This is a genomic window from Caulobacter sp. B11 (genome assembly GCF_002737765.1).
Lineage (GTDB): Bacteria > Pseudomonadota > Alphaproteobacteria > Caulobacterales > Caulobacteraceae > Caulobacter.
Genome location: NZ_PEGG01000010.1, coordinates 1 through 16135, shown reverse-complemented (window position 1 = coordinate 16135; position 16135 = coordinate 1). Strand labels below are relative to the sequence as shown.

Genomic DNA, 16135 nt, shown 5'->3' with positions numbered 1-16135 from the left:
GCGCGGATAGCCGACACTCCACTTCAGTCGGGCCACCCTAGCAACTTGACCCGAAAGAGCCATGCCAAAGCCAGGGCCCGATGAAGCGGGCTTCGGTCTTGAGCGGCGGGTTCGCTGCACGGTGTCTCCGTGGGCAGGTTCACAGCCCGCTGACCGGCGGCGTCTGAAGACCCCCCGCCGCCGCCGCTAATCGCCAAAGCCGACGAACACCGCGGCTTCGGCGACGGATTTGCGTTCGGAGACCACAGCATTGGCCGGGAAGTCCTCGTCCGGCCAGCCCAGGGCGATGCTTTTCATGATCACTGGTCGTCGGCGATGCCGGCGTGCTCGCGGACGACCGGCGACTGCATGATGCCCTGGCTGTTGATCACCGCGCCAAGCCGCGCGACCAGGCGCGCGCCACGGCGCTGGTCGCAGGCACTGCGCACCGCGCCGAATCGAAGGGGTGTCGTCGCTGCCGTCCAGCACCCGGTCATAGGTCACGATCACGCAGACCGGCGCGTCGAACTGCCGGAAGCCGCGCAGCACCAGTCTTGGCGCCCGTCCTTGTCGTCGCGCTCGATGCCCATGGCCCGAGAACAGTTGCTTGGCGACGCCGACCTGCCGGTCGCGATGCGGGCCGGCGAACGCTTGGCCAGTGCGGAACTCGCGCGATTGCGGCACCCCACAGCCAGGGTCCGCTCGGTATTGCCGGCCCGGATGCGGTCCAGCGGCGCGCCGGTGACGATGTAGAAGTTCCAAGGCTGGGAGTTCATCGACGACGGCGCGCGCATCGCCAGGGCGATGATTTCCTCGATCAGGGCCCTGGGCACGGGATCGGGCTTGTAACCGCGGATGCTCCGGCGGCCGAGGATGACGTCGTCGAACTTCATGGTCGGGCCCTGACAAAACGGTGCTCGGCTTCGAGCGGCAGGGGTTATGCCGGCGCGGCGTTCCAACGGCAACCCTGGCCTGGCAGGCTCAGGCGTTGACGGCCTGCTGCGCGCCGGCTGACTTGCGACTTCAGGCGCGGACTCGGGCGGGGCGAGCCTCGCCTCGGCGAAGGGCATTTTCTGGGCGTTCGACGGCGAGCCGCCCGCCGCCTTGCGGCGCAGGGGGGAGGCGAGCTGGTCGACCGTCAGGGTGGAGGCGCCGTAGTTGGTGACGGCCATGACGCCGTTACGGATGTCAATGCCGTGGGGGAAGGTAAAGCCGTTCAGCGCGCCCACCCGTTCCAGGCTGTCGATATCGATCATCTGGATGCGGTTATTGTACTGGTCGGTGATGAGCAGCGTGCCCTCGTGGATGACCCCGGCGTCATAGTGGGCCTTGTGATACCGCCGGCCGCCGCGGATCTCGCTTGTTCCGGTTTTGAGATCGAAGTCGACCACCCAGATTTCGGAATCGTAGATGGGGAAGGCCGTGAACCGCGGATGACCGGTCACCGCCAGGACCAGCATCCGGTTCGGGGACAGGAAGACGATGTCCTGGCACTTGCGGTCGATCTTGATGCCGAGCAGGTGCGCGCCGCTTTCGACATCGAAGAAATGCACGCCCTTTGGGCCGCTGCAGGCGGTCAGGGCCAAGACGCGATCGCTGTGGAAGCGCACGCCATGGACGAAGCCGTTTATCCGAACAGGAAAGTCACGGACGTGGAAGATCTTCTGTCCATCGTGACTGTAGAGGGTCGACGATCCGGAGTGAAAATTGCTGGTCGCGAAGAACTCGCCTGAGGCCGTGGCGCCGAGAAGGTCGTTCTGGACCCGCTTTCCCTGGTAGGTGCCCGGCGCGCTGTGCAGGCGCTTCAGCCTGCCATTGGCGTGGTCGATCGCGACGAGATCGATCCGACGGCCGTCAAACGATCCGCAGGCGAGCAGATCGTCGGACAGAAATTGCGCCGAGGTCAGATTCGAGTAGCGGGCATGATCGCCGATATAATGGAGCTTGATGTCAGGCCCTGTCGCGGGACTGGCGAGCCGGATCGCCATGCGCCTGGAAGAGGCCGAGGCCTTGGCGACGGACCCATGGCTCTCGCTGGAAGCCGATTGTTCAGAAACGTCCGCTCGCATCCTGCTCCCCCGCCTGATCACGTCGACCTTTATTCACATACCTTTAACCTGGACGAACCGCAATTGTGGCTGGTCGCCATGCGGGGTTGGTTCCATCCTGGATGGCGGGGAGCGTTCATCGCAAAGCCCAGTCCGACCGGCCCTCTAGCCACGATGGCGCGCGGCCTGGCCGGCGGCTGTCGCGCTTCAGCGCCGCGAAAAGCGGCGCGGGTTGCGTCGAATGGGGGCGCCCGGCGTTCCGCGGGGGCCTGCGGCCTCGGCCTGAATTGACGCGGGGCCCTGTCGCGGCGCTGACTGGCCTTGCTCTCGCGGGAGAGACCGGGCCTGGCCCGGCGCTGAAGGCGAAACCGCCCCGGAAACGCTCAAGCAAAAGGACCGCGACGGCCTCTAAACGCTGGAAAGCAGGACGCGTCTGCGTGCGCCCTCGCCGAAGGAGCAAGGCGGCCCCCGGGTCGCTGAATCTCTCAGGCGCCAAGGACAGCGGGGGTGCGGAAGGCGGGCCGTGACGGTCTGTCACGACACCTCTTGGCTGCCCATGACCTGATATCCAGAAACTGCCTCTGCACCCTTAAGTAATTGACCAACCCTAACGCGATGCCTTTCACGGTTGTCGTGACGCTGTGATTCCAAAGCGAAGTAAATCTGACTGAACGTGTTCATAATTTGGTCATGGATGCGTGGCGTTCGCCCTGAATCCAATATTGCCTCTGTGGACCCTCTTTCTACATTTACGGAGCCGGCGAGAACTTTGAGTTTGGCCTCAGTCAAAATGATTGGGGATAGTCATGACGAACAAACGTACTTCGCGGGCCTCGGGTCCACTCCGGGCGGCTTTGCTCGCCGCCACCTTCCTGGGGGGCGCGACGCCCGTCCTGGCCCAGGAAGCCCAACCCGCCACCGAGGTCGACATGGTGGTCGTCACCGGCAAGCGGGTGTCGGAAGCCAGCATCGCCATCGGCACCGATGCCGCGACCGCGACCGTTTCGATCACCCGCGAGGCGCTGCTGTCGGCGCCCGCCGGCGTGACGGGCCTGAAAATGCTCGAGTCGCTGCCGGGCTTCAACGTCCAGGCCAATGACGCCTTGGGCATGTACGAGTTCGGCAATTCGGTCTCGGTGCGAGCCTTCAACTTCCAGCAGATCGGCTTCCTGCTGGACGACATTCCCATGGGCCGCAGCGACCAGTTCGGCGGCAGCCCGATCTATCGCTATGTCGACAACGAAAACCTGCTGCGGGTCACCGCCTCGGCCGGGGCCGGCGACGTGGCCCTGCCCAGCTATGCGTCGCTCGGGCCGATCGTCGACTATTTCACCCAGGCCCCCAGCGAGGCGTTCGGCGGCTCGGCCAGCTATACCCGCGGCAGCGACGCTTTGGAGCGCACCTTCCTGCGGCTGGAAAGCGGCAAGGTCGGTCCGTTCTCGGGCTATGTCAGCGGCTCGTGGATCAAGGGCGACCTGTGGCGCGGACCGGGCACCATCGATCGCACCCATTATGAAGGCAAGCTGCGCTGGGATATGGGCGAGGACACCAGCCTGACCTTCCAGACCGTGCACAACGACTATTTCGACTATGACTCGCCGTCGATCACCAAGGCGCAGTATTTCGGCAGCGCCAATGACATCTTCGGCCGCAAGGGCCGCGACTTCGCCTATCTGGGCTATGTGCCGGCGTCGGGCCCGGTCGGTTCGCCGACCACGGCCGGCTCGCTGCCGATGACGACGGCCGGAGTGGCCTACTCGAACGCCGCCTACAACCAGTACTACAAGTTCGCGATCAACAAGCGTCAGGACCACCTCTACGGCCTGACCCTGAAATCGGCGCTCAGCGAGGCGATCGACGTCACCGCCACCGCCTATTACGAAGACAAAAGCGGCTACGGCGTCTCGCCCGAAGCCTATGCGACCTCGCTGGCCAGCTACAACGCCGAACGGCTGATCGTCACCGGCCTGACCGCGCCCAAGGGCCTGCAATATGGCCTGTCCAGCGTCGACGGCATCCGCAAGGGCGTCACGGCCAAGGGCGAATGGCGCATCGGCATCAACACCGTCGAGGCGGGCGTCTGGCTTGAGAACGACGACTATCACCGTACGCAGGCCCGGTACAATGTCGTGGGCGGCGACCCGGACGGCGCGCACCTGCTCAACGAGCCCGTCCACCTGCAGCGCAACTATGTCTCGACGCGCGAGACCACCCAGTTCTTCCTGAAGGACACGCTCAGCCTGATGGACGACGACCTGAAGCTGGAAATCGGCTTCAAGACCCTGGACGTCGACTACCAGATCGGCGGCTACCGCAACCCCGCCGACTACATCAACCGCCGGCGGCCGGTGATCGCGGCCAACTGGTCCGACAGCTTCCTGCCCCAGGTCGGCCTGGTCTATTCGGTGGGCCCGCGCGACCAGGTCTTCGCGTCCTATTCGGAGAACATGGCCCTGCCGCGCGGCGTCGACGACGTGCTGTCGGCCGCCAGCCCGCTGGTTCCGGCCCCCGAGGCCGAAACCTCGACCAATCTGGAACTGGGCTATCGCGCCAACCGGGCGACCTTCAACGCCTCGTTCGTGATCTACAAGACCGAGTTCAAGAACCGCCTGCAATCCTTCTCGGCCCTGGTGCCCGGCAGCACCACCACCGAGAACTTCTTCCAAAACGTCGGCGCGGTGGAAGCGTCGGGGGCCGAGTTCAGCGGTCAGTGGAAGCCGGATCTGTTCGCCGGCAAGGTCTATTTCAACACCAACATTTCCTACAACCTCTCGGAATTCCAGGACGACATCGCCAAGTTCGTCCTGACCCCGACCCCGGCCGCGCTGAAGATCGCCGGCAAGGCGGTGCCTGACTTCCCCAAATGGATCTTCCAGGGCGGGGTGACGGTCGAGCCGACCGACGGCCTGGTGTTCAACCTGTCGGGCCGCCTGATCGACGACCGCTTCACCAATTTCATCAACAGCGAGCACGCGGCCGGCTACATGATCTGGAACGCCTATGTCGACATGGGCGACGGCTTCGGCGTCGGTCCGTTCGAACAGGTCAAGGCGCGGGTCAATATCGATAATATCTTCGATACCGACTATCTGGGCACGATCGGCACGACGGTGAACACCGCCGCCACCTTCCGTCCCGGGTCGCACCGGACCATCCAGTTCACGCTTTCCGCCGACTTCTAGGACGATTGTCCGGTCGGCCCTGAACGGGGCCGGCCGGACACCTTCTCGCGCCCGCCCGCGCCGACCCGGGGACCCTGCCCATCGACCTGCCCGAGGTCGGCCAGTCGACGCGGATCGATAGCGAGGTCACAGTCGCGAACGCTCAGGCTTGGTCGCCGCCGCGGCGGGGCGAGGCTGAGGCCTCACCGCGGGGCGGATCGCTTGTGAAAAGACAGGGGCCGAGGGATCAGGCCGAGATGCAAATCCCGACATATTTCAGCTCCATGTAGTCATCCATGCCGTACTTGGAGCCTTCCCGGCCCAGGCCCGAGGACTTGACGCCGCCAAACGGCGCCACCTCGGTGGAGATCAGGCCTTCATTGATCCCGACCATGCCGTATTCGAGAGCTTCGCTGACCCGGAAGGCGCGCGACAGGTCGCGGGTATAGACATAGGAGGCCAGGCCAAACTCGGTGTCGTTGGCCAGGTGAATGGCTTCCTCTTCCGTCTCGAAGCGGAAGATCGGCGCGACCGGCCCGAAGATCTCCTCCTTGAAACAGAGGGCGTCGACAGGCGTGTCGACCAGGATGGTCGGCTGATAGAACAGGCCGCCGCGCGCGGCCACGGCGCCGCCGGTCAGCACCTTGGCGCCGCGCTCCACGGCGTCGCGCACATAGTGCTCGACCTTGGCCAGGGCCCCGGCGTCGACCAGGGGGCCGATATTGACGCCTTCCTCGAGGCCCGATCCCAGCGTCAGGCCGGCCACGGCGCGATGCAGCGCGGCGACGAACTGGTCATGGATGCCTGACTGAACGAGCAGGCGGTTGGCGCAGACGCAGGTCTGGCCGCTGTTACGGAACTTGGCCACCAGGGCGCCCTGGGCGGCGGCTTCCGGATCGGCGTCGTCGAAGACGATGAACGGCGCATTGCCGCCCAGTTCCATCGAGGTCTTCTTGATGGTCGGGGCGCACTGGGCCAGCAGGGTGGCGCCGACCTCGGTCGAGCCGGTGAAGCTGAGCTTGCGCACCGTCGGATTGGAGGTCAGTTCGGCTCCGATCGGCGCGGCCGAGCCGGTGATGATGTTGCACACGCCCGCGGGCAGACCGGCGCGCTCGGCCAGGACGCCGATGGCCAGGGCCGAGAACGGCGTCTTGCTGGCCGGTCGGATCACGCCCGTGCAGCCGGCGGCCCAGCCCGCGCCCGCCTTGCGGGTGATCATCGCCGCCGGGAAGTTCCACGGCGTGATGGCGGCGAAAACCCCGATCGGCTCCTTGCGGACCAGGATCCGGCGGTCGGCGCGGTTCTCGGGAATGATGTCGCCATAGGCCCGCTTGGCCTCCTCGGCGAACCATTCGATGTAGCTGGCGGCGTAACGGATCTCGCCGACGCTCTCGGCCAGGGGCTTGCCCTGTTCGGCGGTCATGATCTTCGCCAGGTCGTCGATATTGGCGAGCATCAGGTCGAACAGGCGGCGCAGGACGCCGGCGCGCTCGCCGGCGGTCTTCTTGCGCCACAGGACAAAGGCCTGGGCGGCGGCGGCGATGGCGTCGCGGGTCTCGGCCGCGCCGAGATTGGGGACGTGGCCGATGACCTCACCCGTCGCCGGGTCGGTCACCGTCAGAACGCCGCCGTCGACGGCGTCAATCCACTGCCCGCCGATCAGGGCCTTCTGGCGGAACAGGTCGGGGTCGGTGAGGTTCAGGGGATTGAGCTGGGGCATGGCGATCAGGCGACCTGTGGCAGAAGGATCTGGCGGATGGCCGAGCCATCGGCCAGGGCGTCGAGCAGCTGGTTGATGTCGCCCAGCGGGCTTTGCGAGGTCAACAGGTGTTCGACGGGCAGACGGCCGGCCTTCCAGAGGCGGATATATTTGGGAATGTCGCGGGCCGGGACGGCTGAACCCATATAGCTGCCGATCAGGGTCTTGCCCTCGGCCACCAGCGAGACGGCCGGCAAGGTCAGCATGTCGGCGGGGTTGGGCAGGCCGACGGTGACGATCCGGGCGCCGCGGCGGCCGGCGTGATAGGCGGCGAGCAGCACGGCGGCCTTGCCGGCGGTCTCGATGACCACGTCCGCGCCGCGCGGCAGCACCGCCTTGAGGCCGGCCTCGGCCTCGGCCGGCGCGAAGGCCGCGACGGCGCCCAGCTTCAGGGCCAGGTCGCGCTTGGCGGCGATGGGGTCGATGGCGATGATCGGGCTGGCGCCGCTGGCGACCGCGCCCAGCAGGGCGGAAAGACCGACCCCGCCCAGGCCGAAGATCACCACGCTCTCGCCCGGCAGCACCTTGGCGCTGTTCATCACCGCGCCGACGCCAGTCAGCACCGCGCAGCCGAACAGGGCGGCGATCTCGGCGGGGACGTCATCGTCGATCTTCACCGCCGAGCAGCGATCAACCACGGCATAGTCGGCGAAGCCTGAAACGCCGAGATGGTGCTTGATCGGCGTGTCGCCTTCGCGAAGGCGCGAGCCGCCGCGCAGCATCCGGCCCTCGCCATTGGCGCGCGAGCCAGGGCCGCACAGATAGCTCTCGCCGGCCACGCAGTCCTCGCACTCGCCGCAGGCCGGCAGGAAGGCCATCACGACGCGGTCGCCGATCTTGAAGACCGGATCATCGCTCGAGCCCAGGGCCTCGATGATCCCGGTGGCTTCGTGGCCCAGGGCCATGGGCATCGGGCGCGGTCGGTCGCCGTTCACCACCGACAGGTCGCTATGGCAGAGGCCTGCGGCGTCGATGCGGATCAGCAGTTCGCCGGGTTGGGGATCATCCAGCACCAACTCGGCCACCCGCAGGGGCGCGGAGTCGCCATAGGGGCGGGCGCAGCAACCGCAGGCGTCAAGAACGATGGCGCGAATCTTACGGGTCACTGCTGACCTCCCCATTTCTTTTCGAACGCCCAGACGTCCTCGACGTCGAACATGGGCAGGTCGGCCGGCTCGCCGTCGCCATTGTCCCGCAGGCGGATCAGGGCCTGTTCCATGGTTCAGGGACGGATAGAGGGCGAAGGCGAAGCCTATATCGGCCAGATCGTCACCCTTGACCATGGGGGCCAGGCCGCCATTGGCCAGGTTGGCCGTCACCGGCTTGTCGAAGGCGGGCGCCGGCGGCATGACGGCTGAAGAGAACCCGCGACATTCTGCGGACAGTCGAGCCGGTGACGGCGCTAGGCCGACGTCGCCCCAACGGCGGGAGGGCCGCCCAGGGCCCCGCGAACGGCGGGCTGGCGCGACCGGCTGACGGGCAGGGGCGCCCCCTCGCTCAGATGCAGCCGCCAGCGGTCGCCGTCGCGCTCCAGACGCTGCACATGCGCCAGGTTGGCGATCACCGACCGGTGGACCCGCAGGAAGCCGCTCGGCAGTTGGGTCGCCAGCCCGTCGAGGCGCGCGGCGTGCAGCAGGCTGCGGCCGCCAACCAGCCGCAGTTCGACATAGTCATCGGCCCCCACCACGGCCAGGATCTCCGCGATCGCCACCAGTTCGACGCCGCGAGCCGAAGCCACGGTCAGGCGGTCAGGCTGGCTGGCGGCGCGGGTTAGGGCGTCCTCGCGGCCGCGGTCGTCGCGGCCGAGCCTCACCACCTCGACCACCAGCAGCGGCAGCACCAGGGCCGCGGCCAGCAGGAAGTAGGAGAAGTCGGCCAGCCATTCGGGGAATCCGACGGCCAGAGCCAGGAAGACGGCCAGATAGGCGAGGGTCAGCCGCGCGCCGGGGCGGCGATCGCGCACGCCCGCCGCGGCCGGCAGAGCGGCGAGGGCCACCCCGAGGATCAGCGCCCAGGCTGTCTTGATGTCGAACCCCGGAAGCAGGGCCGTGGCGCCGACCCCGCCCAGGGCCAAGCCGATCATCAGGCCGCGCGCCCTGGGCAGGAACCGGGTGACGACATAGCTCACCAGAAGGACCGCGAAGGTGGCCGCCAAAAGCCAGATCGCGCTCATCCGCCAGGCATGCAGGGGATAGGGATAGTCAAACAGCGACCGCAGGCTCTCCACGATGGCCTGCAGGGCCGCGACCGCGGCCATGGCGGCCAGGACGAGGCTGGACCCCGTCCGCCGCAAGGCGTGGATGACGCCGAAGCCGAACGCCGCGGCCAGCAGGGCGCCGGTCGCCACGAAGGTCAGCGCCAACAGGGCGATGCGCTGCGGATAGGGATAGGGCGCCACGACCAGGGCGCTCATCGGGGCGGCGAACCGCAGCCCGCCATGGAAGGAGGACAGGTGCAGCACGAGCCTATTCTCGCCAGGCCGCCAGATCGTCTCGGGGATCGGCAAGACCGTCTGGTATCGCCCGGGGATTTCGTTCCGCGCCAGCGCGCCGGGCCGTCCGTTGACGCCCAGGCGCCGGCCGTTTAGCCAGGCCTCGGACGAGGCGACTCCCGCCAGGTAAAGGGCGCGGGGCCGGGTGTCGCCGGGCGCACCGATCGTGGAGCGGATCCACAGTTCCCGGCCCTGGGGATCGACGACACCCTGGATCGGCCGGCAGTCGCTCAGCACCGGACCGGCCGGACCGACCGCGCCTTCGCAGGCTTGCCATGACAGGTCCCGGGCCTGGGCCAGGGTCGTGAAGCCCGTCAGGAGCAGGCCGAGAAACAAGAGTCGCCACATGGCCCCACCTTAGGGCGCCGCTCGCCGAGATGCGCCACCGTTCGCCGATGGCTGGGCGCCGTTGACCGAAGCTGGGTGGCCGACGGCGCCGCGGACGGCTCAGCTGTCGGCATGACCCATACCTCGCTTCATCGCCGCGCCCTGCTCGCCGCCGCCGGCCTCGCCTTTCCGGCCCTGGCCTTCGCCCAGGCCTCGGCGCCCCCGCCGCCGGCCTCTCCGGCCCAGCCCGGTCCCTTCCGATTCAAGGGCTGGCAGGGCCAGGACACCGACGCCGAGCGGGGCTTCCTCGACGTCCCCGAGGACCGTCGCGATCCCCGCTCCCGGACGATCCGGCTGAGCTATGTCCGCTTCGCCTCGACCGCGGCCAAGCCGGGCCCGCCGATCGTCTATCTGGCCGGCGGCCCCGGCGGCACGGCGACACGCGCGCTGTCAGGACCGCGCTTTCCGATCATGATGGCCTTGTGCGAGGTGGCCGACGTCATCGCCTTTGACCAGCGCGGTACGGGCCTGTCCAACCACATCCCCGAGCGGCCGCCCTCGACTCGCCCGCCGCCGGAATATACCCAAGCGGGTCTGACCGCCTATTTCCGCGAGGACTTCCAGAGCGCCTGGGCCGACTGGACCAAGGCCGGCGTGGCCATGACCGGCTACAATACCGAACAGAACGCCGACGACATTGACGACCTGCGACGCCACCTGGGCGCGGAAAAGGTCGATCTCTGGGGCATCAGCTATGGCACGCACCTGGCGCTGAGCATGCTCAGGCGGCACGGCGACCGGGTGAATCGCGTGGCCCTGGCCAGCCTGGAGGGCCAGGACCAGACGGTGAAGCGGCCCGCCGCGATCGACGCCCTGCTGCGCCAGGTGGACGGCCTGCTGGACGCCGACCCCGCCGTCCGCGCGGCGATCCCCGACCTGTCGGCCCTGATGCGGCGCGTGCACGCCAAGCTGGAGGCGGCGCCGGTGAGGATGACCGCGACGCTGAACGGCGCGCCGATCGAGCTGCGCATTGGCGGCTTCGCCATCCAGCTCATGACGGGCGGGCTGATCGCCAATCCGCAGACCCTGGTCATGCTGCCGGGACTCTATCTGGCGCTCGATACGGGGCAGACGGACGTGCTGAAGCCCTTCATGGGTGAATTCGCCAACCTGCTCGGCATCGCCGGCATGCCCGAGGCCACCGATCTGGCGTCGGGGATCTCGCCGGGCCGGCTGGCCCTGGTGCGGCGCGAAGCGAGGACCGCCGTGCTGGGCGAAGCGCTGAACTTCCCGATGCCGCAGCTGCTGGGCGCGGTTCCGGGCGTCGATCTGGGCCCCGCCTTCCGCGCGCCGCTGCGTATTGATCATCCCGCGCTGCTTTTGGCCGGTACGCTGGACGGCCGCACGCCGATGTCCGAGCAGGACGAGGTGGCGGCCAGTTCCGACGCAAGTCCCGGGTGGTCGTCGAGAACGCCGGCCACAATGTCTTCGAGGCCCATCCCGAGGTGCAGGGCCTGCTGGTGCGGTTTTTCCGCGGCGAGACAGTGGCCGATACCCGCCTGGCCCTCCCGGCGCCGAGGTTCAAGCTGGGGTGATGAGGAACCGGGGATGAGGAACCAGGGGCGCACACTCTTTATCGATAATCGATTTTCTGTTTATCAATAAAGGGTGGTTCCCAGCTTTGTGGAGGACGACCCTCCGTACAGTCGGCGGCTCGGCCCCCAACCCGGCCCTCAACCGGAGGCGCCGTGCGGAGGCTCGCGGACATTCGACGTCAATTGTCCGTCACTGAGGGTCAGGCGACGGCTGCACCGTGCGGCGACGCCTTCATCGTGGGTGCAGATCAGGAATGTCGCGCCGTCGTCCCGGTTCACTTCACGCATCAGATCCAGCACACGATCAGCGGACTCCCGATCCAGATTTCCGGTCGGCTCGTCGGCGATGATCAGGTCGGGCCGGTTCATCAGGGCGCGAGCGATGGCGACGCGCTGCTTCTGCCCCCCGACAGCCGGGCGGCTGGAAAATCGATGCGGTCCTCCAGGCCCACGCGCGCCAGAAGCTCGCGCGCCCGCTGACGCATCGCTGGCGATATTCCCCCCGCCGGCGCGGCGGCGGAAAGGCGACATTCTCCATCGCCGTGAAATCGGGCAGCAGGTGGTGGAACTGGAACACGAAGCCCAGCCGGCGATTGCGAAACTGCGCCCGCTTGCGCTCTGACAGGTCGTCCACCCGTTCACCGCTGATGGTCAGGCTTCCCGCCGTGGGACGCAGCAGCAGGCCTATGATCGACAGAAGCGTCGACTTGCCCGATCCCGACGCCCCCACCATGGCCGCCAGCTCTCCCTTGTCGAGCGTCAGGTCGATGCCCTTCAAGACCCGGGTTTCCTCGTCGCCGTTGTGGAAGACCTTTTCGATCCCCTGCGCGTCAAGCACCCTGGTCATTGCTGAATAGCCTCCAGCGGATCGATCTTCGACGCCGAGCGGGCTGGCAGAATCGAGGCGATCACGGCGCCCAGCGTGGTCAGGACCAGAGCGGCGACATAGCCGCCCTGTTGCGGGGCGATCGGCAGGATCGAGGAGCCGTCGGCCTTGGTGATCCCCTCCAACCAGACACACAGGCCGTATCCGGTGGCGCAGCCGATCAAGGCGCCAATCAGACCGATCAGCAGGCCCTGAATCAGAAAGACCCACAGGATGAAGCCGCCCGGCACGCCGAAGGCGCGCATGATTCCGACCTCTCCGCGCCGCCTGTAGGCCGACAGAACAAGGGCGCTGGCCACCCCGATGATGATCGAGACCAGCGAGAAGGCCTGGATCATCGTGCCGGTCTGACCCTGAGCCCGCAGAGCATCTTCCAGGCTCAGGTTCTTCTCCTGCCAGGGCGTCGCGCGCAGGCCGGTGGCGTCGCCCAGGAAGCGGGCCGTGGCGCGGGCGTCGTCGGGGTTCTTCAGCTTGACCTCGATGTTGGTGACCCCTTCCGGCAGGTCGAACAAGGGTCGCGCGGTCTGCAAGGACAGGAACGCGACGCGCTCGTCCAGGCTCTGCAGGCCGGTGCGGAACACGCCCCTCACGGTCAGTTGCCGGTCCACGCCCCGTTCGGTCCGCAGCAGAACGGACTGGCCGGCGCTCAAGCCCAGATCCTCGGCCATGCGGACCCCGATCAACAGCCCGTCCGCCCCCAGATCGCCGTCGCCATCGATGATGTTCGGGGTGATCCGCGAGATGGCGTCGATCCCCTGCGGCTCCAACCCGATCACCGACACGGGCGCGACGGCCTGGCTCTTGACCAGAAAGGCGCTGCCGGAAATCTGGATGCTGATCGCCGATACCGCCGGATTGGCGCGCAGAAGTTCGACGGCCATTGGCCAGTCGCGGATCTGCTGGCGCTGGAAGGTCGACACCAGGGCGACGGACTCCACCGGCAGGTCAGGTCCCGCCAGGACCCGCGCCACACGCGTGGCGGGCTGAAGGCTGATGTGGGCGCTGTTGCCCGTCACCTGCTCGGTCAGGCGCACGGCGAGGCCGGCGATCAAGGCGGTGATGAACACGAAGATCGTCACCCCAAGGGCGACCCCCGCGATCAGCAAAAGGGTCTGTGAGGGATTGGAAAGCATATACCGCCGCGCGACCTTCAGAGCGAACACGGCCTCAGCGGCCCGACTTCGCGGCCACGGGGCGGATACGGGCCCCGGGCCTTGTCGCGCCGGGCTCGAGCACCACCCGGTCCCCGACTTGAAGACCGCTTTCAACGATCGCGTTGACCGAGGGCCAACGCGCCACGGTGATTGGCCGAACCCGTACGATGGCCTTGGCGTCCACCACATAGACCTTGGGGGCGGCGGTCGCGTCCAGAACGGCGCTACGCGGCACGACCACGGCCTTGCGTCGCTGAGCGACGATGGTCACGTCAACCGAGCGGCCGGGCGAAAGGCCCTGAGCGCCATCGGCCGCCAACCGCACCGTGCGCGCCCCCGTGCTGGAATCGACCCTGGGCGAAACCTCGGTCACACGAGCCTGAAAGATATCCGCCGACCCTGACAGGGCGGCGCGGGCCATTTGACCGGGCCTCAGTGTATCGGCGTAGGCTTCCTCCACCTCGGCGCGGATCTCGATGCCCGTCGCGGAGCCCAGCTCAAAAAGGGTTTGGCCCGCCGCGACGACTTGGCCATTGTCGATGGGCCGAACCAGCACCACCCCGGCCATGGGCGCGCGAATGATGAACTCCCGCGCCCGCTCCGCCGAGGCGCGCACCGAGGCGGAGGCGGCCGCCACATTGGCCTTCGCCGTGTCCAGGCTTGCGCGCGCGGCGTCTAGCGCCGCCTTGGCGGCGAAGCCACGGTCGTGCAGGATACGGGTGCGCTGATAGTTGAGCTGGGCTTCCGTCGCCGCGGCCTGCGCTGCCCGCTCGCGCGCGACATCGACCTCGGTCTGGGCCTGTTCCACGGTCGCCAGGATAACCGCCAGCGGATCGTCCGCCGCGACCCGGTCGCCGTCGTCGTGAAGCAGGCGAACGACCTGGCCGGGATTGGGCGATGAAACCTGGATGAGCTGCGTCGGACGGACACGGCCGACGACAGACAGCGCCTGCTCGACGGTCTCGGGCCTGATCTGCAGAACCGTGACCTCCGCCGGCCGTCGCGACACCACGACCCAAGCCGTCACGGCGACGGCCAGAACCGCCGCCGCGAGGAAAAGAACCGGTCTTGAAGTCGCTCGCATCCTGTTCCTTTGCTGCATCACGCGGTCCGCGTGCGCTTTCCCCTGTGTCGAGAGGGCGGCGGAGTCCTGGCTTGGCTAGATAGGCCTTCAATGCCCGTAACCGAAGCCGTCTCGTTCTGGCGGCGCCCGATCCGCGTTGTTCTGACGGGGGAGGGAAGCCGCCGACGACTGAAGCGATCAGCGTCCACGGAAGAACAGATCATCGGCTGATCCGCCAGGACAAGCACGTCACGGCGCCCGCGCCCGAGCAAGTTGATTTGGAAAATGGCGTTCATCGCCAGATGCGGCTTGGCCGCGCGCCAACGGCGCGTCGCTCGGCCAAGGCGGCCGTTCCGGAGATGGCTATGAGAGGTCACGGTTGCCGGAGCGCTGGATCCAGGGCCAAGGACGCGCCTGCGGCGTCGCCAGCGTCGTAGGCCACTGGCGATACCCTGCGTGTTGGGCGGCGCACCGTCGTCATGGTCAGTTTGAGCTTGTCCAGCTCAGCGTCCACGACCGACGCCTTGAGGACGACAAGATCACGCCCGGCGCCGGTGTTGGCCTGGTCGCGCCGGGCCTTCATCGCTGTCAATTTGTCAGCGATGGACGCGACCATTCCCAGGGCGAAGGACGCGTTCGCCAGGTGTCGCTCCTGGTGGCGGAACCGCCGATAGTCGGCGGTGGTCTTGTAGCGGCCGAGCTCGGACCGAACCGCGCTATCGATCAATTCGGTCAGGTAGTGCGCGACTTCGATATCGGAGCGCAGGCCAAAAAAGACGTATCGCGCCTCGCCCGCCGGGGTCTTCTCGCGCCAGACCCGGCAATCGCAGAAGTTCGCGATGGCGCCGATGCAATCGTCCAGCGGAATGCGCTTGTTGCGATGAGTCTCGAAGTCGCGCCGCTCACAGGGCGCGTCGCGGATCTCGACGTCGGTCAGCGACAGGTCGTGGCGATCGAGCAATTCGGCGACCTTGGCGGCGGCGGAAAGCGCTTCGCCTTCGGTGCAGCCGTTGTCCGTGGTCTTGGCGCGCAGCCCTTGAATGCGAGTCTTGAGTTTTTCAAGCGCGGCCAGATCGGAATGGTCGTTCACGGAGGCGTCCCAAGAAGATCGATTTCTGCAGCATCAGCGGTAACGGTGCTGTCAGTCCAACCCTAACCTGTCTCAGGCAACATGCCGCAGACCCAAACCCGACCGGCCTTTGGGCCATGATGGCGCGCCACGCGGCCAGGGCGACCGAGCGTCTTGGCTTGAATATTTCGCGGCGGACGCGGTGGCGCTTCGGGTTGAGGGGGGCGTGGACGGTGGCGGGCGCCGATCTGGGCTTCTTGGGCGTGTCTTCCAAACCGATTCCACCAGAGCCTGACCGTCTCATGGCGAATGTCGATGCCGCGCTCGAACAACAGGTCCGCCACCCTCAGTAGCGATAGCGGATCGCGCCGGTACATCATGACCACGAGGCCGATCACCGCGAGGGAGCTGTCAAAATGTCGGAAAGAGCTCTTCATCGTCCGACGCTGGCGGCTGAAAACGGCGTCCGCGAATTTGGGCGGACAAAGCCCACTCTCCGCTCTCGGCTGTTACGGGCTAGCGACCCCAGCGAATTCCCAACTGCAAGTGTCGCCGCTGTCCGGCGAACAGGCCATCGGTCCGGGCCGAGATGAAGCGAGAGTC

Annotated in this window: 9 protein-coding genes, 2 pseudogenes and 1 riboswitch; of the genes and pseudogenes, 2 read left to right on the top strand and 9 right to left on the bottom strand. The window is 67.3% G+C overall.

Annotated features, from left to right (window positions below):
- Nucleotides 1–299: 299 nt before the first annotated feature.
- Together CSW58_RS15560 and CSW58_RS15880 are read right to left on the bottom strand one after the other, a co-directional pair.
- Nucleotides 300–428, bottom strand: coding sequence for a hypothetical protein (locus CSW58_RS15560; RefSeq protein ID WP_255406508.1), 129 nt, complete (start codon nt 426–428; stop codon nt 300–302).
- Between the two features lie 57 nt (nt 429–485).
- Nucleotides 486–1967, bottom strand: coding sequence for a nitroreductase family protein (locus CSW58_RS15880; protein WP_304441617.1), 1482 nt, complete (start codon nt 1965–1967; stop codon nt 486–488).
- Between the two features lie 380 nt (nt 1968–2347).
- Nucleotides 2348–2436: riboswitch (glycine riboswitch) on the top strand.
- A gap of 397 nt (nt 2437–2833) precedes the next feature.
- Between CSW58_RS15880 and CSW58_RS00815 the strand changes: the two genes are divergently transcribed.
- On the top strand, nt 2834–5209 hold the full coding sequence (locus CSW58_RS00815) for a TonB-dependent receptor (protein ID WP_099445927.1): 2376 nt from the start codon (nt 2834–2836) through the stop codon (nt 5207–5209).
- Between the two features lie 226 nt (nt 5210–5435).
- Here CSW58_RS00815 and CSW58_RS00810 read toward each other — a convergent pair whose 3' ends face one another.
- The 3 genes from CSW58_RS00810 to CSW58_RS00800 all read right to left on the bottom strand — a co-directional run bounded on the left by CSW58_RS00810 (nt 5436) and on the right by CSW58_RS00800 (nt 9786).
- Nucleotides 5436–6908, bottom strand: a complete 1473-nt coding sequence (locus tag CSW58_RS00810; RefSeq protein WP_099445926.1) for an NAD-dependent succinate-semialdehyde dehydrogenase — start codon at nt 6906–6908, stop codon at nt 5436–5438.
- Nucleotides 6909–6913: 5 nt separating this feature from the next.
- Nucleotides 6914–8053: an alcohol dehydrogenase catalytic domain-containing protein gene (locus CSW58_RS00805; RefSeq protein WP_201721543.1), complete on the bottom strand. Its 1140-nt coding sequence runs from the start codon at nt 8051–8053 to the stop codon at nt 6914–6916.
- Between the two features lie 296 nt (nt 8054–8349).
- Nucleotides 8350–9786, bottom strand: a complete 1437-nt coding sequence (locus tag CSW58_RS00800) for a LytTR family DNA-binding domain-containing protein (protein WP_099445924.1) — start codon at nt 9784–9786, stop codon at nt 8350–8352.
- Between the two features lie 75 nt (nt 9787–9861).
- Between CSW58_RS00800 and CSW58_RS00795 the strand changes: the two are divergent.
- A pseudogene (locus CSW58_RS00795) lies at nt 9862–11360 on the top strand (alpha/beta hydrolase).
- Nucleotides 11361–11498: 138 nt separating this feature from the next.
- Here the strand turns inward: CSW58_RS00795 and CSW58_RS00790 are convergent.
- From CSW58_RS00790 to CSW58_RS00775, 4 genes and pseudogenes are all read right to left on the bottom strand, one after another.
- Nucleotides 11499–12207, bottom strand: a pseudogene (locus tag CSW58_RS00790) (ABC transporter ATP-binding protein).
- Nucleotides 12204–13409, bottom strand: a complete 1206-nt coding sequence (locus tag CSW58_RS00785) for an ABC transporter permease (protein WP_099445923.1) — start codon at nt 13407–13409, stop codon at nt 12204–12206. Before CSW58_RS00785 ends, CSW58_RS00790 begins: the two are co-directional and overlap by 4 nt.
- Nucleotides 13410–13413: 4 nt before the next feature.
- A complete protein-coding gene (locus CSW58_RS00780) occupies nt 13414–14484 on the bottom strand; it encodes an efflux RND transporter periplasmic adaptor subunit (protein WP_099445922.1) in 1071 nt (356 codons plus the stop codon).
- Nucleotides 14485–14836: 352 nt separating this feature from the next.
- Nucleotides 14837–15553, bottom strand: a complete 717-nt coding sequence (locus CSW58_RS00775) for a DUF2786 domain-containing protein (RefSeq protein ID WP_099445921.1) — start codon at nt 15551–15553, stop codon at nt 14837–14839.
- Between the last annotated feature and the right edge of the window lie 582 nt (nt 15554–16135).